Raw genomic sequence first — 14,974 nt, forward strand, 5'->3', positions numbered from 1 at the left:
GGGTGGAGGAGTTTTACCCATGTTTGTTTTATGTCACTAAACAGCGAATGTGATGCTTGCTTTTTAGTCATTTTGTTCACTCATTCATTCATATTGCGTATGCTTATTGAATAATAAAGAAATAAAAAACTCGTCAGTTTTCTCGTATTACATGCTGTAACAATCTGTTAGACTCCGGCGCAGATTGTGGAATATAAAAAGGTGATTGAATGTCTTTTCCCGTACTCATCTGTGATGATTCAGCGTTAGCACGCAAACAGATGGCGAGATCACTACCAGCCACATTGAATGCCGATATTACGTTTGCTATCCACGGAAAAAACGCGCTAGAAGAACTCGAAAAAAACGAGTTTAAATTGATGTTTCTTGATTTGACCATGCCAGAAATGGATGGCTTTGAAACACTAGAGCACATGCAACGGTTGGGGGATAAAACTCCGGTGGTTGTTGTGTCGGGGGATATCCAACCTAAAGCGAAAGAGCGCGTGTTCGCACTGGGTGCAAAAGCGTTTATTCAAAAACCGATCGCCAAAGATGAACTCAAGAAGGCGCTTAAAGAGTTGGTCGAGCCAGAACCTCGTCCTCAAATTATCACGCCTGTCTCTATTGAGTTACCGATTTTACGTCGTCGCGATATTTACATGGAAGTGGCTAACGTTTCAATTGGTCGAGCAGCCGATGCGTTGGCGCGTCACTTTGACGTGTTTGTGCAACTACCTCTGCCGAACGTCAATATCTTTGAAGTGAGCGAACTTCACATGGCGCTACGCGACTTGGCGTCGCATGACAACGTATCGGGCGTTTGTCAGGGATTTTGTGGCGAAGGTATTGCTGGCGAAGCGCTAGTGATTTTGAGTGATTCAAGCGTATCTGATCTCAAAAAGTTGATGAAAGTACCAGCAGACAGCGAAGAGCTAGAAGAGCTTGAGCTGCTAATGGATATTTCTAATATTTTGGTGGGGTCGTTCTTAAATGGTTTAGGCGAGCAGTCTGAAGTCCGATTCTTCCAAAGTCCACCAGTACTCCTTGGTCAACATATCTCAATTGACTCGATCATTGAATCTACAACTGGAGCATTCAGCCGCACGATGACATTCGAAGTGAGCTACAACATTGAAGGGACGTCGATTCGTTGTGACTTGTTGTTTATGTTTGTGGATGAATCCTTGCCGCTGCTTGATAACAAACTGTCTTATCTAATGGAGGAGTTCTAATGTTGAATATGCCAGCAGAGTTTGAACAATTCCATTGGATGGTGGATATGGTACAAAACGTCGACATGGGCTTAGTGGTCATTGATCGAGATTACAATGTACAGGTCTGGAATGGGTTTATGACTCATCACAGTGGTTTGCAGTCTCATGATGCGATAGGTCGTTCTATATTTGATATCTTCCCTGAAATCCCACAGGAGTGGTTTAAATTAAAAACAAAACCAGTGTATGACCTAGGCTGTCGCAGCTTCATCACATGGCGACAACGACCTTACTTATTTTGCTGTCGCAATGTTCGACCAGTCACGCAGCAAGCGGAGTTTATGTACCAGAATGTTACGTTGAACCCAATGCGCACACCGACTGGAAAAATCAACTCGTTGTTTTTGTCTATACAAGACGCGACGGCTGAAGCTCTGATGTCTCAGAATCAATAGCGATAAAAAACTTTCTCAAAAGCCAAGGTCCGCCTTGGCTTTTTTGTATACTTATAATTGTGTTTCCCAATGCGTAGAACGTGAATATGGACTTTAATCTCGCCCTAAAACTCTACACCGCAGAGCAAGTAAAAAACGGTGAAACGCTGGCTGCGCAAATGGCTGGTGTTTCTATGTATAGCTTAATGCAACGCGCTGGTATGGCCGTGTATGAGCGCTTTTTACATCTGTATCCTAAATCAAAAAATATCTTAGTGATTTGCGGTAAAGGGAATAACGGTGGCGATGGTTACGTATTTGCATCTCTTGCGAAACAAGCTCAACTCAATGTACATGTTTTCCAAATTGGTGATGTATCTGCGCTAAAAGGTGATGCTTTGCGCGCATACCAAGATTGGCAGTCAATCGACGGTGTTAACAATGATTGGGATGAATGGAATACCGCATTGCTAGAGGCGGATGTGATCATTGATGCCATGTTAGGTACTGGTTTAAGCGGTGAGGTTCGTTCGGAGTATCGTCGCTATATTGACCAAATTAATCAAATTCATGCCCCTGTGATTGCAGTCGACGTTCCTTCTGGTCTGTGTGCTAATACAGGTGCAGTTTTAGGTGATGCTATTCGTGCCGAGCATACTGTAACCTTCATTGGGGTTAAGCAAGGCTTATGCACTGGACAAGCGAGAGATCGCGTTGGCGAGCTCTACTTTTGTGGTTTAGGCGTCAATACTAAGTTTGATACTATCGAAGTAGAAAGTGCATTAGGTATTGATCATCAGGTTGTTTCAAGATTAATGCCCAAGCCAAATCCAACAGTCCATAAAGGTGACAACGGGAAGTTGCTTTGTGTTGGTGGCAACCAAGGGATGTCTGGAGCGATTCGTTTATGTTCCTCCGCTGCGATTAGAGCCGGAGCGGGTTTAACTGCCGCAATTACTCACACGAGTAGCCTTATTCCACTGCAGGTTGGTTGCCCAGAAGTAATGAGCCAGAGCATCACCGCTGACTTACTCAGGGATACTGAGAACGACTTAACTAAACGCATTCGCTGGGCTGACGTATTAGTGTTTGGTCCTGGCTTTGGAGATGATGAGTGGGCTTATCAAGCCTATCAATATCTGGCTCAAGAGCAGAAACCTAAAGTTGTTGATGCTGATGGCCTCAATATTCTAGCGATGCTGAGCCAGCGGTGCGATGGCACTCTGGTTTGCGACAACCATCGAGTGATCACGCCGCATCCTGGAGAGGCAGCTCGACTACTAAATGTAACCATTCAACAAATAGAAAGTGACCGATACTCTGCGGCAAGACAACTGCAAGAGCGTTATGGCGGTGTAGTGGTTTTAAAAGGCGCGGGGACGCTTATTTACGATGGAACGAGAATGTACGTCTGTCTAGCGGGTAACGCCGGAATGGCGACGGGGGGAATGGGAGATGTGTTATCTGGAGTCATTGGTGCATTACTAGCCAAAGGTTTACCAATTTCTGTTGCCGCACGTTTAGGTGTGGTACTTCACAGTCATGCTGCCGATATAAACGTGAGTCAGCATGGTCAAATTGGTCTTTTGGCAAGTGATGTCGTTAGCACTCTTCGTACCGCTATCACCCAAGAGCTCTATCGAGTTTAATTAGATTTCATGCATTTTTGAGAAAATTGGTCGATTTTTTTGAGTACTTTTTTACGAATTAGCAGGGCATCTTAGTATTAGGTGATTGAGTTTTAGGCAGATTTGAGAGGTGATGCGTTTTAATTTTTAAGATATGACGCAAAGGTTTGCGCAATGGGTTAACTTAAGTGCTTTCTCAAGTTGTTGATAGTTATAAATAATAAGAGGTTTTGGTGACTTGGGGAGCGTTTTTGATATGCGATTTTCAAGATGGTATCACAAAAAAAATTCAAATATCAGACTTGTAGGAAATAAATCACAGCCTATAATGCTGAAAACCGGAGCGTCTGCCAACGCTCCGGTTTTTTTGTGTCCGAAGAACAGTGAACTCGTCTGCCAACGAAATCACTACGCACTCTGAAATGACACATATACATATGAATCAAGGAATTACACAATGCGTATCGAACAAGAACTTAAGTTAGGTTTTAAAGATGTACTGTTTCGCCCGAAACGTTCTACCCTTAAGAGCCGTTCTCAAGTAAATTTAACCCGCGATTTTACATTCAAGCATAGTGGTCGTCAATGGTCTGGTGTGCCAGTAATCGCAGCAAACATGGATTCGGTTGGTAGCTTTGCAATGGCTAAAGCGCTGGCTGAGCATGGTGTAATGACCGCTGTTCACAAACATTACACGGTAGAAGATTGGGCTGAGTTTGCTAAATCAGCAGATAAAGTAACCATGAATAACGTTATGGTGTCTACTGGGACATCTGACGCAGACTTCCAAAAAACCAAAGACATCATGGCGCTTTCAGATGAATTTATTTTCATTTGTATCGATATTGCAAATGGTTACTCAGAGCATTTGGTCGAGTATGTTGAACGCGTGCGAGCAGAGTTCCCAGACAAGGTCATTTCTGCAGGCAACGTGGTTACTGGTGATATGTGTGAAGAGCTAATCCTAGCTGGTGCAGACATCGTTAAAGTGGGTATCGGACCAGGCTCTGTATGTACAACTCGTGTAAAAACGGGTGTTGGTTACCCGCAGCTTTCTGCAATCATCGAGTGTGGTGATGCAGCCCACGGCCTTGGTGGCATGATCGTCGGTGACGGTGGCTGTTCTTGTGCGGGTGACGTAGCGAAAGCATTCGGTGGTGGCGCGGATTTCGTAATGCTAGGTGGGATGCTAGCGGGTCACGAAGAGTCAGGCGGCGAAGTGATCGAGAAAGACGGCGAGAAGTTCATGAAATTCTATGGCATGTCGTCGAAGAGCGCGATGGACAAGCACTCAGGTGGTGTCGCTGGCTACCGTGCGGCCGAAGGTAAAACCGTATTATTGCCATACCGTGGTAGCGTTCACGGCACTATTCAAGACATCCTTGGCGGCGTTCGCTCAACATGTACATACGTAGGTGCAGCAAAGCTTAAAGAGCTAACCAAGCGTACTACATTCATCCGCGTTCAAGAACAAGAGAACAACGTGTTCGGTAAAGAGTAAATCGACTGTATGTAACAAGTGTAAAAAGCAACCATACGTTATATCTATAGCAGATAAAACTATACTATATGCAGCTATGAGCCAGAGTGAGATTGATTTCTTACTCTGGCTTTTTGCTTCTCATTTGTTTGCGCTTCAAAATTAACTCTAAGCGATTTTAATAGTTTGTCGAGATTCGACTTGTTCAAACGGTAATGATGTTGTAACTGGCATGAGCTGTAAAACGCTTGAAATCTGACAGTCTCTATTTAACCCAATATAGTCTTTGACATTAGCGACTCGCCAAGTCATGTCTCCGTAAGTACGCAGATAGAACGCGGGTGATTGATGACTGTTATGTCTAATAACGCTCCATTGGGTAATATCACTAAAAAAGACTTCAGGGTTATCGGATGTCTCAAACTCATTCGCCATGATGCCCAAAGGTATATCAACGCGATTAAGTAGCTTTTGTCCGAGTGAGAAGGCTTCGTCGAAGTTAGTTGGTTGTTCGCTTAACTGCTTAATTGCATAGGTTTGTACAAATCGAGACGGCGGTGTTGGGTCGGAGGGTAGACCCATCAAGCCAGCGCCATTGATTGAAGTGGGCCAGGCACTTGGACATGACGTTGCATGGTTGCTTCATTGTTCGGTTCTGGGTTGTAGTTGCGCAAATTGGAAAAATAAGAGAGGTGATTGACATGCCAATGGTAATTTGGGCAGTTAGTCATTACTCCAACGTAGGAGTGGTCCACAACCACTTTATAATCATCAAAGTCGTATTCGGTACATTGATAGCGTGCTTGCTGATTTTCCTCTTTGCTCAACATATCGCTTTCTTTGAATGCTCGATAGATATGCATATTACCGTTAAGAAACTCAATGACGGCACTGTCATTATTTGCATCGTGAATCACGAAATGCTGGTCCAAAGCCATGTTGTCACTCTCTGTTTCACCAGTTGAAATAGTCGAGTTAAACACGTAAACGGGGTGGGTGGTGAAGTAGGTCACCATCTCGTCCACAGTATTAAACGTAGACAAGATAAAAGTACCAAACAGGCCGCTGCCTAATGCAAAGGCATCATCAGGGATGTGAGAGGTCGATACATTTTGATTGAGAATGGGCAAGTACAGTGACCCAACAGAAAGGCCAGATTCATTAATGCCATCAGCTGTTAAAAGAGGGTTATTATACCGGGTAATGGCATTGCAGTGTATGAAGCTCAACTCTCCCTGCCAATTTGCTCGAAACTCACATTCTTTACTGTGAAGTTTTGGCGGCTGACCATTGAAAACACGGTCGGCTTTTCCGTCGGAAGTAAAGGTCGTAATTTGGTAAGTTTGTTGGGCTCTAAACCAAATCTCGGTCTGAAGGTTAACTGCAAACTCCATGGTTCTAGCGGATAAGGTTTGGTTGTTGCAACCATAATTGATATTAACATCTGTACACATAGCCATGCTTTCCGTTGTTTATCTTGAATGATGAATATCCAAGAAACCCTCTGAATCAAATGCTTAGAGATTACGTGGATATAGATGAATTGCGCTTTAATAATGGTTTTAGCCATTGAGATAAGCGCATGCTATTAAGTTAAGCATTCAATCAAAAAAAGTCAGTAGCAGTTTAGTATCAGTTAAAATTGATATAAAAGAGATGAACTAAAGATATTACTTTACCTTATAATCACATGATACATATTGTTAATATCATTTTGTCTGATTTTATATTGAAATTATTATATATCTTGATGATTTAACGTGAAGGAATAAAAATTACAATATTTAGAATATGATTGAAAATGAAGGTAATTTGCAATTTAAATGCTGAGAAGTGAAACTGCCCGAGAAGTTGTGCAACTGTCTCGGGCGAAGTGATGAATCAGGTGAGCAGCTATAAAGTTTTCTCACAAGAACCGCTAAGTGGTGGAGATATTTTTAAATTATCATTAAAGATTTCTACAACGACGGGGCCTTTATTTTCATCTTTTGCATAGTATGCACAGGACTTGTCCCCAGTATAGGTTTTACCTGCCTTTTTGAAACTGTAATACCAGGAGTCATGGGTAGCGGCACCGGATTCAAAACTAGCAGATTCAGATTGTTCGCCAATATTCAAGTCGAAATGAACCTCCATTTCCGGAGAGTCTTTAAATCTCACATATCCGGTGATTTTATCGTTGGAGTTATTTTTAACGTAAAATGAACCCTTAGTTGTCATAATTTTTCCTCTTTTTTAATTTCTATACGTGATAGAACGGCCAAATGACGTTCTGTTAATATATGCTTTTTAAGATGCATATTGATGTTAAATGATGGTCTTATTAGTTCTAAGGTGATTAAACTTATCCTTAGCGTATTTTTCTTTTATACCGATTAAGTCGCGGTAGCTTCGATCAAAATAAACGCTTGTCGGAATTGCCGGATCTTTAAAGCTGATGAAGGCACCATAGGTTCCCGGTATATCAGCTTCTCTGGCTTTATCAATCCAGTCCATGGCTCTGTTTACATCAACAAGTACTGGGTTATTTTGTAGTTCTAGTTTTTGCTTTATCTCTTCATTCCACCAGGTTTGGTATTGGACTGTATATTGACACTGGCGGTAGGGGAAAGATATGTCTTCAAGGTCGTCTGAGTGATTATAAAAACCGCCAGTGATCGCCCCTAAGGTTACGTAACTAAATAGCCCTTGATCGCGGTTTTCTGGCTTTATCAAAGGTGAAGTTAAGCTTTGCAAAAGTGCAGTATAGCCTTCTGGTTTAAGACCTCGCTCTGACACCAATCGCGAAGTGATTTTGTGAGGTGCTGGGGCGTCATAATCGGGAGGGAAAGGAGAACCGTTTTGACACAAAGAATCGCGCCCCCATGTGCTCATCAGGGAGTGATCGTATTTCTTCCCGTCAAAGTCAGTGCCATGTGCTTCATAGACTTGAACTAAATCAGGGAAGCAAGCGCCAAATTGAACGGCTATAAATTGGTGAAGATCTTGTTCTGTTCCTTCCCAGTAGCCATACATGGTGCAGTGATGGCTGATGGTTTCAATATCACAGTGGTTAGATGATTCAGGCAGAGCATCAATTTGCAAGTTGGTGCCAAGAAGTTTAGGCGTATCGAGGCTTTTTATAGCCTGCTCCCAATTTTTTAGCACATCTATGGTAGGGTGCGTTGGTATTGGCTGAAGCATACCGTTGATTTTTGGATAGAGGTTCCACTGAAGCTCGAAGCGGTGGATCTCTTTGGGTAAAGGGAATGTTTTTACGCGTAGCTCGGTAACAATGCCATAGCTCATGCCTCCGCCGCCTCTTAGTGCCCAAAATAGGTGAGGGTTGGACTCTGCTGAGACTTCTGTGATCGTACAATCACCCAATACCACGGTTGCACTCACTAGGTGCTCACAACACATGCCGTATTTTCGCGTCCAAGGGCCCCATCCTCCGCCTTGAATATAGCCAGTCAACCCAACTGTGGCACAGGTTCCATGTGCAATCATTCGATCATGCTCTGCAAGTTTTGGTGTCAGTTGATAGAAGCGATAGCCAGCACCAATGGTGGCAATATTGTCACACAATTGGAAGGTCTTAATTCTGCTCACGTCAATCAAAATGACGTTGTCACCACTGCATTCACCTGCGTGATCATGCCCTCCTGAGCGAACACGAATCGGGAGATTGAATTGAGTTGCTGTTAGATAGGCTTGCTGAACTTCTTGCGTACTTTCGCACATGACAATGACAAAGGGTTGGTGTTGATAGCGAGTATTGAAGATGAGTGACTCGACTTGATATTGGTTCAAACCGGGAACCGGTGAAACCGTGTTTTCAAGAGGTGTCAGTAATCGTTCTTTAGGAAAACCGCACTTATCCATTTTCTGAATAAACAGTTTGGCATTATTGACTGAGATTGAGTACGCGCTAAGTACAGCGAGGCGTTGTATTTGAGGGTTAGGGTGCTGTTCTACCACTTGGTTTTCTTTAGTTCCCTGCATCCATTCATGTTCCATTATTTTTTCCATTTGGCTTATGTATTGAATAGTTGTTCAAATATTAAACCAAATGCATACATTCACCATATCAGTTTGGTATCAGTTGTTCTGTACAAATCGCCAAAAGCATCAGCGAGAGAGCAACAATATCTGGTTGATGAAAAGAACGATCGGCATCTGCGTGACCGTGGATAATTTATGTAGTCAAGTAGATCTGAGCCTAAATTGATACTGAACCAGAATGACGTGTTATCTACATTGAATGGGTCACTAACGACAATAAATTCAGTTGGAGAACACAATGAAAATGGACTCAAAAGAATCACAAGCAATTTTTACTGCTCATTATCAAATTGGTAACGGCTTACCTGGAGGAGTGAGCTTCGATGTTAATCTACTCGTAGCCAGCGAAGACAAATCAATAGTGGGTAAAGGACATATCTTTCAGGCCGTTAACCCACCGTTAAATGTGGTGTCTGATCTCAATGGTAGTTTCAACTATCAATGCACGATGCGTGATTGTCATATCATGGTGACGTTGCAGGGCTACCAGCCTTATCTAGGCATTGCTCCTTTAGGAGCTGATCTTCATAACGTAACGCTCAACCTCCTACTTAATGATGATTGGAAGTCAGGCGTGGCATTCTATCGATATAAAAATAGTTCAGGTAAATGGATTGAAGCAGCAAATCAACGCGTTACTCTACTTTTGCCTGAGCATGTTCCTAGCATCGAGAACTTTAAGGTGGAGCAAAATGATCTTGCGCCAGCATAAATCTCATCAGCGATGACACTGTGCCAAAACACAGATATTCGATGGTTTCGAATATCTGTGTTTGACGAGGTAAATCGAGTAAACACGATGACTTGACGGTGCAATTAATCGACTTTCTTCGTTTATTGAATATTTCATGGTTGAGTAGATGTGGAGAGCCAATGGTCGAGCTCATCAACACTTATTTGAGCCTGATTCAGTTGATGTTTACGCGCGGCCTGATTGAAGTTTAACAACTCAGAGACGGAGCTGGACTGGTCGAGTAAGGCAAGCATCAGATTCGCTTGTTCAATATAAAAATCACCCCATGGATGCGGATCTTCTTGGGTGAAGTTAGACAGCTTATCGCGATATTTTCGAAGTAGCGTAGGCTGCTTATACTGCCACGCTACTTGGATTCCTTGTTGGTAAAAGCGTAAATAGTTATGACCAACACAGGTAGATTCTAGCCAAGCCTCACCAGTGCGCAAAGCGGAAAGGGCCGTTGATTCATCGCCACAAATAAGTGCCTTGGTAGATACGAGCCAAGGACCAATAAAATTGTGTAGCTTATTGATATGAACAAGATCTAGAGCCGTGTCGATGTCCGAAAGGGCTTTCTCCTCTTTTCCCTGATACCAGTGCAATCTTGCACTGGACTCCAAAAGAAAAGCGACAAATCGATGAGCATTAAGCTGTTTTGAAAGTTGTAGAGCGGTCGAGATTTCGTTTTCAGCTTGCACCAAGACATTACGGTCGAGAAAGATCCATGCAGCCGTAAGCCTAGAAACAATTTCTGCTCGGCGGTTTGCCGTGAGATAGGCAAGATTCGAGGCATGCTGAGCCTGTTTTAGTGCTTCGTCAGATTGCAGTTGATAGATCATCACTGTTGCCAGCATGTAGCGATTGGCAGTTTCAATCGAAAGCAACTGATGCTCTTCACACAGTTGCAAACACTCGGTTAAGTGCTCGTATGAGCGAGCCATTTTTCCTTGTGCGTAGGCACAATCACCGAGGCCGCCAAGCGATTTTGCTTTCGCGCGAAAACAGTTTGCTCGTTGACTGTAATCTAATGCAAGTAAATGTTCTTTCTCACATTCGTCTAGCTGCCCAGTGGGGAACAGCATATTACCTCTCATCGAGTGAATTTCACACAAAGATTTATTTAACGTCAGCTTTTCGCACAGGGCTTGGGCTTGGTCTAAAATCGACATCGCTTGTACAAAGTTGTCGGTTAAACGGTAGGGGTTAATGAGGTCTAAATAGTATTGAACACGTTCAGAATCATTTTCTGTGTGATGAATCGCTTGCTCAAGAACCTCAATACTCTCTTTGATGCGTCCCATCGAATACAGGCAGTTTCCTTTCATATTTAGTGCATACGCCATCTGTGCTTTAGGTGACTCTTTAATAGCGTATTCAATAAGAGTCAGTGCTTTTTCAAATTGATAATTGCTCAGGTAATGTTTGGCGGTCTGGTCAAGAACAGTAAATACACCTTCGCCCTTGGCATGATTGATATGGACTGCATATAAGAACCGATCTCGGTTCTCATACCATTTTGCGCAGGCCATGTGTATTTTTGAACACTGTGACTTGTCTATTTGACGGAAAACAGCATTACAAATCAAATCATGATGGAAAAGGTATTGATCGCCATTGAGTTTTACTAAGCCAGCGTCGACTAACTTATCTGGTACGTAGCCGGGAATTCGAGTGATTTCACGCAGTTGCTCCAGTTGAAAGTACTGCCCTAACACAGATGCAGTACAGAGTGCTTGGCGATCTTGGGCTGGAAGTTGAGCTAATTGTATCGAAACTAAATGTTCCAATGACTCCGGAACGTCTTTATCAAACTGAGAACAAAGTAGTGTTTGGCGTAAGTATAGAGGATGGCCTTTCGCAAGCTTTATACAGTCATTGATATGTTTATTCTGTTGGCATGTGATTGAGCAAGCTAACTCGTAAGACTCTTCAGATGATAACTCCCTAAGTTCGATTAGATTCACGTTGGCAAACCAAGATTGTTTGGAACTAAGTCGTTTTTGCTGCCTAAACGTCAGAAAGAGTAAAATATTGGTGTTTGTAATATAAGGTAGCAGTGTCTCAAGAAATGCCAACATTACCTCGTCGGCCCAATGGACATCTTCAACAATAATCAAATGCGGTTTGCTGGTCTGCCGTTGTTGAATTAAGAAAGGGATAGATTGCTCTATCGTTTGTTTCAGCGTTTGGAACTCCATTAAGTTCAGCAGCTGTTTTTCTGATTCGTTGAGTGTTACCCCCATTAACCAATAAAGGCAGAGATGGAAAGAAGAGGGAATTGATGACTCGACAGTCTGCTGACGAATAGAATCATCGGTATCTTCACGAGTAAATGAACAAATTGCCCGAGTGAATATATTTTGAGGGGACAAGAGATCAGCACTGCCATGATTCAGGATTTGAATCTCTGTGGTTAAACACGAAGAACGACTCAAAGACGAAATGACCTGGTTGAGTAGGCTGGTCTTTCCTATCCCTGCGGTACCAGTAATACAATACGTTTGGCCTGCTTCTTGTTTTTGCCATCGCTTGATTCCGCTATTCAATGTTTCTAGTTCAAGTTTACGCCCTACGAAACAGTCAGTATGGTTTTGGTGTAAGGATACAAAATGCCAGTTGTTGAAGTCTGGCTCTCCTGTTAGAAAAGGTTTTATTGGTCTGGCACAATTGGACGAGATAAAGCAAGGACAAGCAGCTATTTCTCCCCAAGGGATTTTAACTAGGATTTCATTGATTGGGGTTATCGCATTCGGATGTTCCGATAGCTCAGTGATTCGATGCATGTATTTCACATTGATAAAAGACCGAATCGAAGCCGAAAGAGCAACCTTTAATTGAAGGGCTAGTTGTCGAATTCGCTCAAAAATATATTCGTCCGATTCCTGTAAAGACCAAGTAAGAACAAACGTTCGGTTTTGTATTATGGGTGTAGTGTTTTGGCTGAGAAGTAAGGTTTGCAGAGCCTTTGCGGTCAAATCACACTTTGCTTCGATTGCAAAAATAAAAAAATATGGTGGTGATGAAGATACATTTGTAAATAATGGTTCTGAGGCCCGATCTATTAAAAGGTCCTCTACGGGGACAGAAAAGTATTCCGCGAGATTGGATGCGGTACGATACAGCACATTCGCCCCAGACTCTGCTCGCTTTATAGAAGCAATAGATACGACAAAACCCTGTTGAAAGCATTCTTCCGCCAGTTTTTCTTGGCTCAGTCCTAATTTCTTTCTCAGTTCTTTGAGTCGTAATACGTTGAGTGGAATTCTTCCATCCCTATTTGCCATATTTCACTCCGTTGTAACGTATAGCTTTTCCCAGTAAACCTGAATCGATTGGATATGTTGAGTGAATAAATTTATCTTATTTCACCACATATATAATACTAGTAGTTAAAATGTTATATACGAAAATGAAATGGGCATTTTAATCTTCAAGCCACCTTAATTCATTGTTATATTAGTGGTGTTTTTTTATTAATAATTTTGATATTTATTTTTGTGAGTTCATGTTTTTCTTAATAAGTTTTTTGAAATATCTTTAAACTTATATCTTTTAAAAGATTGCACACCTTAAACTTATATTGGACTTCATTAAACTTTAAAAATTAAATTCTTTAATTTTAGAGATATAAATTGACAATCTTATTTTTAGTGTTTTTTTTGATCTCTATTCTGGCTAACTGATTTTTTCTAGTCTATAAATCAAATATCGGCAATTTCAAAATAACTGCCGAAAAAATTATTTTAATTTCAATATTATAAATAGTTGGCTTTATACTATGGATATTGGCTTTTTCTGCCTGTTAAAAGGCTTTCATATTACACCACACTTGAGTGCCGCGCTTACCTCTATTAAGGAGACTGCGTGGCTGCCATATGTCAAACGATCTTGCCATCGAGGGGATTGGCAAGCGCTTGCTTTAGAAGAATCACATCGAAAGGCCTATTACCCTAACTATTTACTACTCTCTGAATTTACAGGATTAGAACTGTTTTTATCTCAATTTTTCTGCCCAATTTTGTCAGTACGGTTTATGAAGTTAGAGCCGGGAGCTGAGATATTGTAACGCGGACCTCTGGCATATGTTTTTCTCAAGTACAGGTGTGTTACATCATTAACTACTGCTACAGCGGCAAGTGAGGTTCATGAATTATGCAAAAAGGCTCATCTATAGAATTCTACCAGCAACGTCCTCAATCTCGTGAGACGGTCGGTGTTGAAGAAGTGCAGCAACAAACTCAACAGTTTGGTTTTGCTGAACCCGAAATGGATGAGCTGCTTAAGTACTCATTACGGACTCAACTTGAGGCTATGCTCCAAAACCAACTCAGCACGGCTGAACGCCAACGGCAACTGAAAGAGAGTTTCGCTGCGGCAGTTGAGCTCGTATTGAAGGAGACGAAAGTTGAGCACCGAACACTGGTGCAAGCCTTTCAGAGCATGTATGGCAACGCTTGCCAATCTCTTTCTCTGGCTAAACTCACTCAAGAGGAACTGACCCGACAGTACATTTCCACGTCTGGGCTGGTGATGTCCCCACTTAACTGTAAACACACCATCAAAGATGTGTACCGAATTAAAGGCTTTGCGTGTGGTATAAACAAAGCTATCCAACATATGCTTGCCAACAAGTCACAGGTTAAAGTGCTTTATCCAGCTTGCGGCCCCTTTGCACCATTGCTGCTGCCTTTACTTGCTCACTACAAACAAAGTGATCGAATTAGCGCAGAGCAGCTTCAGGTGACACTAGTAGATATTCACCCCGGAGCCATTAAAGCACTCAATCAATTGATCGCGGATCTCGATATCGCAGACTACATTGAAGCCTTAGTGGAAGAAGATGCTACCCAATTTTCGCCAACTCAAACGTTTGATCTCCTGATACTTGAAGCGATGCAGCATGGCTTTAGTCGGGAAGGGTTCCTCAGCATCGCGAAACATTTGGTTCAATATTTACATATTCAAGGCGAAATGATCCCCAATCAGGTATCTGTGCGCGCCATGATGGTCATCGGGGAGACGGAATTTAATCAACAATGGGAAAAAGCAGAGTATGCACATTCCAACCATTGCCAGCCGGAAGCGATCGATGATCGAATTGATCTGGGAGAAATTCTTAACGTCAATAAAGCCATGTTGCTCAGAAGCGAGATTTTTGAGCTAGATGGTGGAATAAAAATGCTGCAAGGCAACACCATTGAGCTGCCGAAAGATGTGCCAGATATGGCAAAACGTATCCTCGCCATTTACAGCCATATCGATACTTACGGAGATGCGATGGTCGGACAATACGACTCTGGTATTACCCATCCTAAACCCGACATGACTTTTTATGTGGATGCCAAGCCCAAAGCCGTTGAACACCATTACTTTGAAGCGAAGGGAGGCGATAAGGTCTGTTTCTATTATCAGTTAACCGGATTGCCAGGTTTTGTCGCCACCCATGGATGATTTCG

11 protein-coding genes are annotated in these 14,974 nt (G+C 42.4%); 6 read left to right on the forward strand and 5 right to left on the reverse strand.

Translation table 11 applies throughout. From position 1 onward, the window contains the following. Positions 1-209 precede the first annotated feature (209 nt). The 4 genes from R7M72_RS00595 (at position 210) to R7M72_RS00610 (ending at position 4,759) form a co-directional block, all read left to right on the forward strand. On the forward strand, positions 210-1,214 hold the full coding sequence (locus R7M72_RS00595) for a response regulator (protein WP_005373466.1): 1,005 nt from the start codon (positions 210-212) through the stop codon (positions 1,212-1,214). Beyond that, positions 1,214-1,651, forward strand: a complete 438-nt coding sequence (locus tag R7M72_RS00600; protein WP_005373463.1) for a PAS domain-containing protein — start codon at positions 1,214-1,216, stop codon at positions 1,649-1,651. Before R7M72_RS00595 ends, R7M72_RS00600 begins: the two co-directional genes overlap by 1 nt. An 86-nt stretch (positions 1,652-1,737) precedes the next feature. Then, positions 1,738-3,279, forward strand: coding sequence for an NAD(P)H-hydrate dehydratase (locus R7M72_RS00605; protein WP_206970297.1), 1,542 nt, complete (start codon positions 1,738-1,740; stop codon positions 3,277-3,279). 436 nt (positions 3,280-3,715) lie between these two features. After that, the gene (locus tag R7M72_RS00610; RefSeq protein ID WP_005373458.1) at positions 3,716-4,759 is read left to right on the forward strand and encodes a GMP reductase; all 1,044 of its coding nucleotides are present in this window, start codon (positions 3,716-3,718) and stop codon (positions 4,757-4,759) included. Positions 4,760-4,906: 147 nt separating this feature from the next. Here the strand turns inward: R7M72_RS00610 and R7M72_RS00615 are convergent, their stop codons facing one another. From R7M72_RS00615 to R7M72_RS00630, 4 genes are all read right to left on the reverse strand, one after another. Next, positions 4,907-5,320 carry a hypothetical protein gene (locus R7M72_RS00615; RefSeq protein WP_315957071.1) on the reverse strand — a complete coding sequence of 138 codons (414 nt, stop codon included), beginning with the start codon at positions 5,318-5,320 and terminating at the stop codon, positions 4,907-4,909. After that, entirely contained in the window at positions 5,320-6,192 is an 873-nt protein-coding gene (locus R7M72_RS00620) for a linear amide C-N hydrolase (protein WP_315957072.1), read from the reverse strand. The genes R7M72_RS00615 and R7M72_RS00620 overlap by 1 nt, the downstream gene beginning before the upstream one ends. Before the next feature lie 439 nt (positions 6,193-6,631). Then, positions 6,632-6,958 (reverse strand): hypothetical protein, encoded by a 327-nt coding sequence (locus R7M72_RS00625; protein WP_005373454.1) that lies wholly within the window; start codon positions 6,956-6,958, stop codon positions 6,632-6,634. 87 nt (positions 6,959-7,045) lie between these two features. Then, positions 7,046-8,737: an FAD-dependent oxidoreductase gene (locus R7M72_RS00630; protein WP_315957073.1), complete on the reverse strand. Its 1,692-nt coding sequence runs from the start codon at positions 8,735-8,737 to the stop codon at positions 7,046-7,048. Between the two features lie 283 nt (positions 8,738-9,020). Here R7M72_RS00630 and R7M72_RS00635 point away from each other — a divergent pair, with 283 nt between their 5' ends. Then, entirely contained in the window at positions 9,021-9,494 is a 474-nt protein-coding gene (locus R7M72_RS00635; RefSeq protein WP_005373450.1) for a DUF1842 domain-containing protein, read from the forward strand. A gap of 134 nt (positions 9,495-9,628) precedes the next feature. On the opposite strand, the gene R7M72_RS00640 is transcribed toward R7M72_RS00635, so the two are convergent. Beyond that, complete coding sequence (locus R7M72_RS00640) at positions 9,629-12,802, reverse strand: AAA family ATPase (protein ID WP_017819913.1); 3,174 nt, start codon at positions 12,800-12,802, stop codon at positions 9,629-9,631. A gap of 868 nt (positions 12,803-13,670) precedes the next feature. On the opposite strand from R7M72_RS00640, the gene R7M72_RS00645 reads away from it, so the two are divergent. After that, entirely contained in the window at positions 13,671-14,969 is a 1,299-nt protein-coding gene (locus R7M72_RS00645; RefSeq protein WP_017819914.1) for a hypothetical protein, read from the forward strand. Positions 14,970-14,974: the final 5 nt, after the last annotated feature.

This window comes from Vibrio sp. YT-18 (assembly GCF_033337345.1).
GTDB classification, from domain to species: Bacteria; Pseudomonadota; Gammaproteobacteria; order Enterobacterales; family Vibrionaceae; genus Vibrio; species Vibrio alginolyticus.

Excerpts from the sequence above, each read along its gene's own strand:
- R7M72_RS00605 (WP_206970297.1), top strand. The coding sequence starts at position 1,738 with ATGGACTTTAATCTCGCCCTAAAACTCTACACCGCAGAGCAAGTAAAA.
- R7M72_RS00595 (WP_005373466.1), top strand. The coding sequence starts at position 210 with ATGTCTTTTCCCGTACTCATCTGTGATGATTCAGCGTTAGCACGCAAA.
- R7M72_RS00610 (WP_005373458.1), top strand. The coding sequence starts at position 3,716 with ATGCGTATCGAACAAGAACTTAAGTTAGGTTTTAAAGATGTACTGTTT.
- R7M72_RS00620 (WP_315957072.1), bottom strand. The coding sequence starts at position 6,192 with ATGTGTACAGATGTTAATATCAATTATGGTTGCAACAACCAAACCTTA.
- R7M72_RS00645 (WP_017819914.1), top strand. The coding sequence starts at position 13,671 with ATGCAAAAAGGCTCATCTATAGAATTCTACCAGCAACGTCCTCAATCT.
- R7M72_RS00615 (WP_315957071.1), bottom strand. The coding sequence starts at position 5,320 with ATGGGTCTACCCTCCGACCCAACACCGCCGTCTCGATTTGTACAAACC.
- R7M72_RS00630 (WP_315957073.1), bottom strand. The coding sequence starts at position 8,737 with ATGGAACATGAATGGATGCAGGGAACTAAAGAAAACCAAGTGGTAGAA.
- R7M72_RS00600 (WP_005373463.1), top strand. The coding sequence starts at position 1,214 with ATGTTGAATATGCCAGCAGAGTTTGAACAATTCCATTGGATGGTGGAT.
- R7M72_RS00625 (WP_005373454.1), bottom strand. The coding sequence starts at position 6,958 with ATGACAACTAAGGGTTCATTTTACGTTAAAAATAACTCCAACGATAAA.
- R7M72_RS00640 (WP_017819913.1), bottom strand. The coding sequence starts at position 12,802 with ATGGCAAATAGGGATGGAAGAATTCCACTCAACGTATTACGACTCAAA.
- R7M72_RS00635 (WP_005373450.1), top strand. The coding sequence starts at position 9,021 with ATGAAAATGGACTCAAAAGAATCACAAGCAATTTTTACTGCTCATTAT.